Source organism: Wolbachia pipientis (assembly GCF_001752665.1).
GTDB lineage: Bacteria > Pseudomonadota > Alphaproteobacteria > Rickettsiales > Anaplasmataceae > Wolbachia > Wolbachia pipientis_A.
Genome location: NZ_MJMG01000006.1, coordinates 84,647 through 95,550 on the forward strand (window position 1 = coordinate 84,647; position 10,904 = coordinate 95,550).

11 protein-coding genes are annotated in these 10,904 nt (G+C 33.3%); 4 read left to right on the plus strand and 7 right to left on the minus strand.

Translation table 11 applies throughout. From position 1 onward, the window contains the following. The 3 genes from BIY23_RS02955 to ftsA form a co-directional block, all read right to left on the minus strand. Window positions 1–800: class I fructose-bisphosphate aldolase (locus BIY23_RS02955; protein WP_070065075.1), on the minus strand; the 800-nt coding region annotated here is incomplete at its 3' end. Window positions 801–967: 167 nt separating this feature from the next. Continuing rightward, on the minus strand, window positions 968–1,750 hold the full coding sequence (map, locus tag BIY23_RS02960; RefSeq protein ID WP_070065057.1) for a type I methionyl aminopeptidase: 783 nt from the start codon (window positions 1,748–1,750) through the stop codon (window positions 968–970). Beyond that, the gene (gene ftsA / locus BIY23_RS02965) at window positions 1,747–2,985 is read right to left on the minus strand and encodes a cell division protein FtsA (RefSeq protein ID WP_070065058.1); all 1,239 of its coding nucleotides are present in this window, start codon (window positions 2,983–2,985) and stop codon (window positions 1,747–1,749) included. Before ftsA ends, map begins: the two co-directional genes overlap by 4 nt. Window positions 2,986–3,086: 101 nt before the next feature. Here ftsA and def point away from each other — a divergent pair, with 101 nt between their 5' ends. After that, the gene (def, locus tag BIY23_RS02970) at window positions 3,087–3,641 is read left to right on the plus strand and encodes a peptide deformylase (RefSeq protein ID WP_070065076.1); all 555 of its coding nucleotides are present in this window, start codon (window positions 3,087–3,089) and stop codon (window positions 3,639–3,641) included. Then, window positions 3,634–4,332 (plus strand): uracil-DNA glycosylase, encoded by a 699-nt coding sequence (locus BIY23_RS02975; protein ID WP_070065059.1) that lies wholly within the window; start codon window positions 3,634–3,636, stop codon window positions 4,330–4,332. The genes def and BIY23_RS02975 overlap by 8 nt, the downstream gene beginning before the upstream one ends. A 3-nt stretch (window positions 4,333–4,335) precedes the next feature. Here BIY23_RS02975 and BIY23_RS02980 read toward each other — a convergent pair whose 3' ends face one another. From BIY23_RS02980 to BIY23_RS02995, 4 genes are all read right to left on the minus strand, one after another. After that, window positions 4,336–7,035 (minus strand): ring-infected erythrocyte surface antigen domain-containing protein, encoded by a 2,700-nt coding sequence (locus BIY23_RS02980; RefSeq protein ID WP_148115218.1) that lies wholly within the window; start codon window positions 7,033–7,035, stop codon window positions 4,336–4,338. 47 nt (window positions 7,036–7,082) lie between these two features. Further along, a complete protein-coding gene (locus BIY23_RS02985) occupies window positions 7,083–7,649 on the minus strand; it encodes an RlmE family RNA methyltransferase (RefSeq protein ID WP_070065061.1) in 567 nt (188 codons plus the stop codon). A 69-nt stretch (window positions 7,650–7,718) separates the two neighbouring features. Then, window positions 7,719–8,216, minus strand: coding sequence for a DUF2497 domain-containing protein (locus BIY23_RS02990; protein WP_070065062.1), 498 nt, complete (start codon window positions 8,214–8,216; stop codon window positions 7,719–7,721). Between the two features lie 17 nt (window positions 8,217–8,233). Beyond that, window positions 8,234–9,466, minus strand: coding sequence for a TolC family protein (locus BIY23_RS02995; protein WP_070065063.1), 1,233 nt, complete (start codon window positions 9,464–9,466; stop codon window positions 8,234–8,236). A 113-nt stretch (window positions 9,467–9,579) separates the two neighbouring features. On the opposite strand from BIY23_RS02995, the gene rplM reads away from it, so the two are divergent. Both rplM and rpsI read left to right on the plus strand, forming a co-directional pair. Continuing rightward, complete coding sequence (rplM, locus tag BIY23_RS03000; RefSeq protein ID WP_070065064.1) at window positions 9,580–10,038, plus strand: 50S ribosomal protein L13; 459 nt, start codon at window positions 9,580–9,582, stop codon at window positions 10,036–10,038. Between the two features lie 12 nt (window positions 10,039–10,050). Beyond that, on the plus strand, window positions 10,051–10,497 hold the full coding sequence (gene rpsI / locus BIY23_RS03005; protein ID WP_070065065.1) for a 30S ribosomal protein S9: 447 nt from the start codon (window positions 10,051–10,053) through the stop codon (window positions 10,495–10,497). The last annotated feature ends 407 nt before the right edge of the window (window positions 10,498–10,904 follow it).

Here is a 10,904-nt window from a genome sequence, read left to right on the forward strand (position 1 = left end):
CCACGCTTAATCTCTGCTGCCTCATTACATATGTCACCAATAGCTTTCGACTCTCCACCAGAAAACACTACTATTCTTTTTCCTGCAAAGCAAGATTTTTTAACACAAGCAATCCTCTGTGCTAAAGATTCCACATTATCAATCTTTATTTTTTCCCAATAATTAGATGGAAGTTTTACTTTGATTATATTTGCACCAAGTAAAGCAGCTATATGTGCAGCATAAGAGATCACGTCAACAGCAGTCTCACCACCTTTAGAAATCCCTTCACCACGTGGATAGGACCACAATACTACTGCAAGACCGTAAGATTTTGCCTCAGCTATAATCTCACATGCCTCCTCTATCATATCAAAACATTTAGCAGAACCAGGATATATGGTAAATCCTACTGCAACACATCCTAAACGTAGCGCATCTTTTACAGATGCTGTCACTGCTTGATCAAAAGTTAAATTCTTAGAATGCAAAGAATTCGCACTATTGAGTTTTAAAATGAGAGGTAACATTCCTGCATATGTTGCAGCACCAGCTTCAATCATACCAAGCGGAGCAGCATAAGCACTGACTCCAGCATCAATTGCAAGTTGAAAATGATAATGCGGATCATAAGCATCTGGATTAACTTCAAAACTCTTTATCGGACCATGTTCAAAGCCTTGATCTACAGGAAGTATTACTAACTTACCAGTACCACCAAGTTTACCATGCATCAATATACGAGCAAGATTAGCCTTTGTACCGGGATTATCACCCTCGTAATAACCTAAAACTTGCCTTATTTTATCACTAACTAACATAACTTATAGTATAGCCCAAGTCACAACAAAGAAAAGTCCTTTTCTTTGTGTCTAACTATATAATATCTTCATTTAGAAGCAACACATTATTTAATGTAGTGATTGCACCTGTAATAGAGTATACAGCTCTAAAGCTGCATAGTGGATATAAAATCTTTATAACAACTCTAACAATAGGGTGGAAAATTCCAATTTCTAGGTGATAACGTAAATATCTCGACTCCATCTTGTGTTACTCCAATTGTATGTTCAAATTGAGCAGACAATGAAAGGTCACGCGTTGTAACTGTCCATTTATCAATTTTACTTAATAAAGTGTCATGTTTTCCAGCATTAATCATTGGCTCTATAGTAAAAAACATACCTGCTTCTAGTACAAGTTTTTCTTTTGGGTTATAAAAGTGCACCACATTTGGTGGAGCATGAAAAACTTTCCCTATACCGTGTCCGCAATAATTACGAACAATAGAATATCCAAAATCACTGATATACTTTTCTATAGCAAATCCAATCTCATTCAATTTACTACCAGGCTTAATGCGTTTTATTGATTCCATCAATGCATTATAAGTAGCATAACACAAACGTTTGGCCTTGATCGATGGTTCTCCAACCCAAAACATACGACTTGTATCACCATGCCATCCATCTAAGATTACCGTAACATCAATATTTAAAATATCACCATCTTTAAGTTGTATATCATCAGGAATTCCATGACATACAACTGCATTTTTTGAAGTACAAATTGACTTGGGATATCCCTTATAGTTTAATGGTGCTGGAATTGCTCCAGACTTAATGATAAAATCATGGCATAGATTATTTAACTCATTAGTTGTAATACCTGCTTTTATATGTGGGGTAATAAAATCAAGAGTTTCGGCAGCAAGTCTACCTGCATTACGCATACATTCAAAATCCTCTTCTGAGTGTATAGTAATATTCATACTGTTACTTTTGATTTAACCCAATTATATAATCTATTTATCTTTCCTCCTTGACCAAACATACCAGAATTATTCCTATAAAAAGTATCAATTACTAGCTTTATAGATCCTATAGAAGCAGAAAATACAGGATTTTTATCATATTCTGTGTCAATACCATTTACAAGTAATGGATATCCAATTCTGATTTGCCTATTAAATACATGCCCTGCAATTTCCTTCATGCTTGCTAATTGGCTACTACCTCCAGTAATCACCACTTTATTCACAGGGTCTTTTTGTCTATTTAATTGTTCTTTTACCATTTCAAGTATTTCTTCAACTCTTGGCCTGATAATATTGATAACTTGAGACTTAGGCACTTGAATTGGTTCATCACTTTCATTATTTTGTACCTTAATATATTCACTTTCATCGATTGAGGTTACAATGGTACTACCATATAATATTTTAATGCGCTCTGCATTTTCTATACTGGTGCATAACCCATAAGCAATATCTCGAGTAATATGTATGCCTCCAACTGGTATACTGCTTGCATAAATAAGCTTTCCCATTTTAAATATTCCAATTGCAGTACAGCCACCTCCTATATCCACAATAGCTGTTCCAAGTTCTTTTTCATCTTCACTTAGACAAGCTAATCCTGCAGAATATGAAGAAGCAACACAGCCTGTTATACTTAATCCTTCATTATTTGAAATACAATTTTCAATGTTGGTTAAAGCAGAACGAGAAACTATCACAACATTTACATCAGCTGACAATCTTTTACCATATAATCCATTAACTTCCCTTATATTAGTCATATCATCTAGGTGGTATTTAAACGGTATGTTGTGAATAATAACATTTTCCTCAATATATTTTTCAAATGTTTGCAGAACTACACGTTTTATATCACGCTCGGAAATTTGGCGATTAGCGGAAATAATCTCATTATACACACTGAAAGACGAAACATTACACCCTGCAATATTAATATAAACTTGATCTACAGTTTCCTCCGACATTTGTTCAGCTAAATCGATAGTTGAAGAAATAGAATAGCTCGCATGTTTAACATTCGTAATTGATCCACCATTTATACCTTCTGCTGTTTTGTAACCTGTACCTATTACTTTATAGCTAAGATTACTATTCATTTTAACAATCAAACATATTACTTTTGTTGTACCGATATCTACAATAGCAAATACATTTCTTTTGGGTTTTATGATCACAGCAGAGTACATATTTTTAACCTTACTTTACAATTTATCACTCTCTTTCTTTATAAGCTTACTAGTAATATACCTAGACAACGAGAAAAATGAAATATAGAATTTTAAGTATTATGTCTAAATTACCAATTATTATTGTTCCTGATGAAAGGTTAGTCACGCATTCTCGTGAAGTAACAGCAATAACGGATGAGATTAAAGAATTAGTAGATAACATGTTTGAAACTATGTACAGTGCAGATGGTATTGGCCTTTCTGCTGTACAGGTAGGAGTATTAGAAAGAATTTTTATTATAGATATAAAATCAGATACAGCACTATCAGACGACAATATAGAAGATAAATCAGGCTATCAAGCAACTGGTAAATCTATGACTATAATCAATCCAGAAATTGTAGAATTATCTGAAGAACAAATAGTATTAACAGAAGGTTGTCTTTCAATTCCAGGACAAGCATACAAAATCAAGCGTCCAAAGTACCTTACCTTAAAATATAAGGATATAGATAATACAGAGCAAATAATCAAAGCCACTGGTTGGCTTGCACGTGGCATCCAGCATGAATTTGATCATTTAAATGGAATATTATATATCAAATATCTATCAAAATTAAAATATGACATGGCAATAAAAAAAGCACAAAAAGTTAAAAGGCAATATGAATAATGAGGATTTGGAGTTACTAAAATTTTACCATGAAATCGGCATTGATTGTACAATGAAAGAAGCAAAGGAAGAAGAAGTAGAACCCAATCCTAGTATTACTGCAAGACAGCTCGCAAGCAAATGTTCTTCTATAGAAGAATTGAAACATGTTGTAGAATCATTCACAGGTTGTGAAATCAGAAAAACTTCCATCAATACTGTCTTTGCTGATGGCAGTCCAGATGCAAAAATTATGCTTATAGGTGAAGCTCCCGGCGCAAATGAAGATCTTCAAGGTATACCATTTTGTGGAGCAAGCGGGATATTACTTGATAAAATGTTAAATGCAATTGAACTTGATCGTACAAAGGTTTATATAAGCAATACTGTATTTTGGCGTCCACCTGGCAATAGAAAGCCTACTGATTTAGAACTCGACATGTGTAAACCATTCGTGGAAAAACATATAGCACTTATTAATCCACAAGTTTTAGTCCTAGTAGGTGGCATAGCATGCTACAGCCTTCTTGATCGCACACGTACTATTTCAAATCTGCGTGGTAAATTTTACACTTACACTAATCAATATTTATCTAACCCAATTACTACAACAGTAATCTTTCATCCAGCTTATCTATTACGCCAGCCTTTACAAAAACGTTTGGCATGGGAAGACCTCAAAAAAATTAGAGAATATATAAATACGCTGTAGCTTTTAACCACGTTCTCTAGTCTTTACTGTTAATTGCTGGTCCTTGCCTTCAATACGCTTTTTCCATGTAGAATGAGATCCATTCTCATCACACAGTTCATCCATTGTTAAACGTTTTTTAGTTTGTTCATTATTAATGTCATCAAATGATATAGTCTTTAACTTTTTCCTTTGTGCCTGAGTTAAATCTACTACTTGTGGTTTTACATCTTTCACATTTTTTTCACTCATACTACTAATGTTGTACTCTTCCACCTGCTGCTCTTCTTGAGTTTCTTGTCCTTTAATATTCACACCTTTTGTGATAGGAGCCACTGATACTTGTAGTCTATGCTCTTTCCATTTTGCCAATCCATTACGTCTTGCTTCGTAATCCTGCTGCTCTTCTTGAGTTTCTTGCCCTTTCACATTAACACCTTTTGTCTGATACTCTTTGTCCTCTCTGATGCTTGTTTTGTGTGGCTGACTCAGTTCTTCTATAAGCTTTGAAACCGCATCTTGTAAAAAATCTTCAAGAATTTGTACCGCATTCGCGTCTGCAGATTTTGGATTATTAATCTCTGTTGGAAATTCTCCTGAATCCTGATACTCTTTATTCTCTCTGATGCTTGTTTTTTGTGGCTGACTCAGTTCTTCTATAAGCTTTGAAACCGCATCTTGTAAAAAATCTTCAAGAATTTGTGCCGCATTCGTGTCTGCAGATTCTGGATTATTAATCTCTGTTGAAAATTCTCCTGGATTATGTAAAAATTTTCCTGCAGTGTGCCCTACTTTATTCTCTTTTGTATCTACAAACTTTATATTATTTTCTTGATTGTTTATATCACTCTCCCATGCTCTATCATCTATCACTGGAGCATTTATTGCTTTAGATTCTAGAGATTCCTTTAATTCTGAATGCACATTTAACGATGTGTTCTGAAATATCTTATTACTAGTATCATGAACTGAGTCTAAATTTCCTTCAGTACTAGTATCTTCTAACCCTTCCATACCTTTTTCTAATTTATCTTTTTGTAACAAATCTTCCGGGGTTTGTTCCGCATTCGCGTCTGTAGATTTTGGATTATTAATCTCTGGTGAAAATTCTCCTGGATTATGTAAAAATTTTCCTGTAGTGTGCTCTGCTTTATTCTCTTTTGTATCTACAAACTTTATATTATTTTCTTGATTGTTTATATCACTCTCCCATGCTCTATCATCTAGCACTGAAGCATTGATTGCTTGAGACCCCACAGATTCCTTTAATTCTGAATGCATATTTAACGATGTGTTCTGAGATATCTTATTACTAGTATCATGGACTGAGTCTAATTTTTTTTCAGTAGAAGCAGGTATTTTATATTCTTTAACTTTCTTCTTATATTCAAATTCCTGCTCTTTCTCTTTTAATATGTCAGGATTATACTGCCCACTATTATTCTTTTTGCGTTTTTCCCTAATTGTGCTACGTCTTCTTTTTGGAAATCCTGCAATTTTTGCAGCTCCAGAATCACGGCTTTCATTATCAGACTTAAATGACTTAGAATCATGTAAAAAAGGATGATTAGCTATTTTATTATGAGATTTTTCCTTGCGTAATCCGCCCTGTCTTATAACTTCATTAGAAGGATTATTAGCTATTTCATTATAAGATTTTTCCTTATATAATCCGCTCTGTCTTATAACTTCATTAGAATGCATTTCCTGCTCCAGATTGTTCTCGCGTATTATTTCAGATAAAGATAGACCATTTATTATTACCTCTTTATTTGCACTTAACAATTCATCTTGACTATACTCTTTTAACTTTTGATCAGCTTTGAAATCGACTAATTTAAAACCATCGCTATCAATATTAAGTGTAGCTTCACATTTTTTCCCCTTAACATACCATATTAGATGCTTTTCATATGATCCTTCACGCACAGCATAAGTATAATGCCTTGTACCGTCAGCAGAACGAAACCCATCTATTTTATCCTTACCACTATGCAGCATTGAAAATTCTGTAATTCCATTATTTCTATAGAATTCATTTCGTAAAAACTCACTGACCTTAATTTCTTTTGCATGATCGTCGAGAACAATCTCTATACAACTACCATGTATTGATATGTTTTTGACATCAGAAACATCTAATTGATTTTTAGCATTATTCTTTAATTCCTCTCTGGCGTGTTCACATGAATTATAAAAGTTTTCAGCTTCACTTTTTGGATCTTTAATAAACTTATGAAACTGATTCTTCATAACATCCTGAATCAAATTCTTATCTAAACTAGCTCCATGTATGCTTAATAACTTGACCACTGCTTGAAAAGCAGCAAAATCTTTGCTACTATTTCTCTTGTGATCAAAACTTCTTATAAAATAGACTAATGGAGTAACATTATTTTCATCTTCATGGTTAATATCTACACCAGATCTTAGTACACAATGTATAGCATTTTTGACTACATCTATATTACCTTCACAATTTACAGCATAATGTAGCAGTGATTTTGATTTTACAGGATTTGCGATTAAAACTTTATTCTTTTTAACTTCTGCGTTTTCTATAAATTTAATTATCTTGCTAGCTTCTACTATACCAGTAGATGACTGTATCTCCCCTAGCGTTATCTGTTGTCCTCCCTTTAACGCTGTTTTATCATTAAATGTATATTCTTTAAAATACTTAGATGTACCAAGTAAATTACCATCAAAACTATCATTACTCATATTATACCCACTATTATTCATTTAATAACAAGTATTGGATAATAAAGTTAAATTTCCATAAACTGCATATTTACTAAGTACATCTCTCTAGATTCAAGTCGACTAGATTTAGGCTTAAAGTATTTAACTGTCTTAAACATTTTTTTTAGCTTCTGATAAAAATCTTTATCAGATTCTCCTTGAAAAATTTTGACTACAAAACTACCACCATGATTTAAACAATATTCTGTGAGATTTAACGCAGCTTCACATAAGAGCATAATTCTAGTATGATCAAGAAACTGTAATCCTGAAGTATTAGGAGCCATATCAGATAAAATCAGATCAAATTTCTGATCTTGAAGCTCTTCTTTTAACACTTCAAATTCGTTCACGATATCACACTGAATAAATTGCACTCCTTGAAGTGGATCTATTGGTTTTATATCCACTGCCAGTACATCTCTCGCTTTTTGAGATGCGACTTGTGACCATCCACCAGGATAGGCTCCTAAATCAATAACTTTTTTCCAATTTTGTAGTAGTTTAAACTTGTTATCTATTTCTATCAGCTTATATGCTGAACGTGACTTATAACCATCTTTGGTCGTTTGCTGTACATATTTATCATTCAAATGACGATGCAACCACCTGGTAGAGGATATCCTCCTACCCTTAGCTGTTTTAACCCTAGCTTTTATACTCTACCTATTATTTATGATATTTTTAAGCTCTTTTTCAACAATTTCTTTTACCAATTCATACAGATGCGTATTGAGCCATTCTGACAACTGAGGCTTTAAAAGAGACCTCACCAATTCTTCAACACTTAAACTAGGTCTTTGTTGCTGCAATTTACTATTTATCTTGCTAAGCAGTATTTTTATCTCTTCTATGTTTTCCTTTAACATCAAATTTCCTTCATAACCATCTGTCTTATCGGACTTTTCAGCATGACCATTCAATTTATTATTAAAAACTATTTGCTCTATTACATCATGCTCCTCTTCACTTTCCTCTTTCTGTTTTCCTATTTTTTCTTCTATTGTTTCTTCCTGCTTCTCATTAGATAAATCATTTTTATTTTGTAAATATTCCTCGTTAAGGTATAAAATATCTTCCCTATCATCTAAATTAGCAGACCCAGATATTGCTTTTTTTATATCTTCCAAAATATTTTTCACAGACTGATCATCACTCATAAATTTACGTATTCATATTACCTATAATCTATACTGTTTGTCATAAAAAGTAAATTATAAATACTTATAACATAATTACTCTTTGCTTCTACCAAATCTGAACGTGCTTTAAACAACGCATCTTCAGTATTCAAAAGATCTGTCGTACTCTTTAAATTTAACTCTACTTCCTTTTCAACACCAGCTAGTGCCAATGTTGCTGCTTTCTCTGCTTCCTGACTAGCTTTGATCATAGCTTGTGCAGTTAACATAGTATTCCAAGCATGGATTACTCCTTTTTCTACATCTTTAACTGTCTCGTAATACTCATAAATTAACTTTTTTAAACCCAGTTTAGCTTCACTCACACTTGCAGCATCTAGCCCTCTGTGAAAAATTGGCACAGCAAGATTCATTCCAATATCTACTTTTTTAAATAACTTGCTACCAGGCCCTTGCATTCCAGAAGAATGCATTCCAGAAGAAAGCTGTAGTTCTAAAGAAGGTAAAAACTTAGATTGTGCAGTGATAATCCCATTTCGCTCAGCTTTTCTCTTATAGGTTATCGCTCTTAATTTTAAATTATTATTTTTTGCTAATTGTAAGCACTCACTTAACTCTGGAATACCAGGTAGAAGAAAATCATTAATTTCATACAGGTCATTAGCTTCTTCTCCTATTAAATTGGAATAAGTGATCTTAGCAAGCTGTAATTTACCATTTGCATCCACTCTTTCAGACACAGATGATGAAAATTTTGCTTTTGCTAATGAAACTTCAGTATCTGTAACTTCGCTCAAAGAAAAACGTTTACGCATTCCTGATAAATGCTCTAAAGCAACATGCTCTTTGTGTTCTCTTAATTTCAACATTTCTGTTTTTTGTAAAACATCAACATATGCTTTAACAGCCTCAAGAGCAATTTGTTGTTTCAATTGTTGGAATCCTACCTCTTCTGCTTTTATAAGATAGCGAAACTTACTTAATTCAGAAAAACTACCACTTGTGAACTTGTGTGTCAGCACAAAATGTCCTCTAGATAAATTAAAATCCTTATCAACTGGGTAAGAGATTCCAACTTCCGGTAGAAAATTCGCGAATCCGTGTGCCTTATACTTTTTTTCTAAACTTTTATATCGATATAATTGTGACTTTAGGATTGCGCTATGCGTTATTGCTTTGTTTATTGCACCACTTAAATTAGTAGTATAGCAATTTGTACCCACTACAAGCATAAAAATAACAGTAATCAACTTAGACAATTTAAACATACATTAACTTCACATCCAGATATAATTGCTACCATAAATTACTTTTATAATCAATGATATATTGACCAGTTAAATAATTAAGTGTACCATAGCTAAAGTATACATTTTATTTTATGAAAACCTTTTTCTTGAAGCAAAAACAAATCAATAAAAAATGGGTCATTATAAATGCTGAGGGGGTAGTAGTAGGAAGATTAGCAGCATTTGTTGCAACGCTACTGCGTGGCAAACATAAACCTGAATATACACCTCATATGGATTGCGGTGATAATGTAATTATTGTTAATGCAGAAAAAGTAAAATTTACTGGCAAGAAACTAAAAGATAAAATTTATTATAGGCATACAGGTTATCCTGGTGGTTTAAAAGAAACAACTCCATCTAATATTCTGAATGGTAAATTTCCAGAACGTATAATACAAATGGCAGTAAAAAGAATGCTAGATGATGGTCCTATGGCTCGCAAACGTTTCAGTAATTTATATGTATACTCTGGCCCAGAACATCCACATCATGGCCAGCAACCGCAGGAAATAGATTTTGGTTCTTTAAATCGCAAGAATAAAAAGTAATGGAGTAAATAAATGGAAGTAAGACGTAATATTGATACACTTGGTCGTTCATATGCAACAGGGCGCAGGAAAGAAGCAGTTGCACGGGTATGGATAAAACCAGGCAGTGGCAAGTTTAATGTCAAAAAATCGGGTAGTGGCAACTCTAATATTCAGAAGGAGGATAACCTGATATTATATTTCAAAAGGGAATCGCTATGTCAAAAGGTAAAAACACCGTTTATTCAAACTTCTACACTCAATAGATATGATGTCACAGCAACTGTAAAGGGTGGAGGATTATCAGGTCAAGCAGATGCTTTAGCTTACGGCATCAGCAAAGCTTTAAGCAATATAAGCCCTGATTTGCATTCTGTATTACGTAGTAATGGCTTCTTAACACGAGATTCACGTGTCGTCGAGCGTAAAAAATATGGCCAGCATAAAGCTCGTAAAAAGTGTCAATACTCTAAGAGATAGCCATTATCTGCTCTCCCCTTAATTATTTTCCCATTTTCGTGATCCAAATTTCCATAATCCAGTAAGATATTGTGAACCTTTTCTATTCTAGCTATTGCCCACTCATGCCTATAGAATTGACATACATTATTATTGCTTTTACCTTTTAAATGCTTTACTACTTAATACACTACCACAATTCTTGACTTATATCTGTATATACTTTTCTGCAAGCCTCTGATTTACATTTTTTACATCCTTTCCATATATTTGGCATAACACTCCTTATACTACTTTTATATACTCTAGCCTGTTAATTCCCTTTATGCAATACCCATTATAATAACTAGGATTACTAAGATAGCTTGAGAGCAAATTATTATAAAACTACTCATATGAGCAATCCATCTGATTTGTGTTAGCCATAT

Excerpts from the sequence above, each read along its gene's own strand:
- map (WP_070065057.1), bottom strand. The coding sequence starts at position 1,750 with ATGAATATTACTATACACTCAGAAGAGGATTTTGAATGTATGCGTAAT.
- ftsA (WP_070065058.1), bottom strand. The coding sequence starts at position 2,985 with ATGTACTCTGCTGTGATCATAAAACCCAAAAGAAATGTATTTGCTATT.
- def (WP_070065076.1), top strand. The coding sequence starts at position 3,087 with ATGTCTAAATTACCAATTATTATTGTTCCTGATGAAAGGTTAGTCACG.
- BIY23_RS02975 (WP_070065059.1), top strand. The coding sequence starts at position 3,634 with ATGAATAATGAGGATTTGGAGTTACTAAAATTTTACCATGAAATCGGC.
- BIY23_RS02980 (WP_148115218.1), bottom strand. The coding sequence starts at position 7,035 with ATGAGTAATGATAGTTTTGATGGTAATTTACTTGGTACATCTAAGTAT.
- BIY23_RS02990 (WP_070065062.1), bottom strand. The coding sequence starts at position 8,216 with ATGAGTGATGATCAGTCTGTGAAAAATATTTTGGAAGATATAAAAAAA.
- BIY23_RS02995 (WP_070065063.1), bottom strand. The coding sequence starts at position 9,466 with ATGTTTAAATTGTCTAAGTTGATTACTGTTATTTTTATGCTTGTAGTG.
- rplM (WP_070065064.1), top strand. The coding sequence starts at position 9,580 with ATGAAAACCTTTTTCTTGAAGCAAAAACAAATCAATAAAAAATGGGTC.
- rpsI (WP_070065065.1), top strand. The coding sequence starts at position 10,051 with ATGGAAGTAAGACGTAATATTGATACACTTGGTCGTTCATATGCAACA.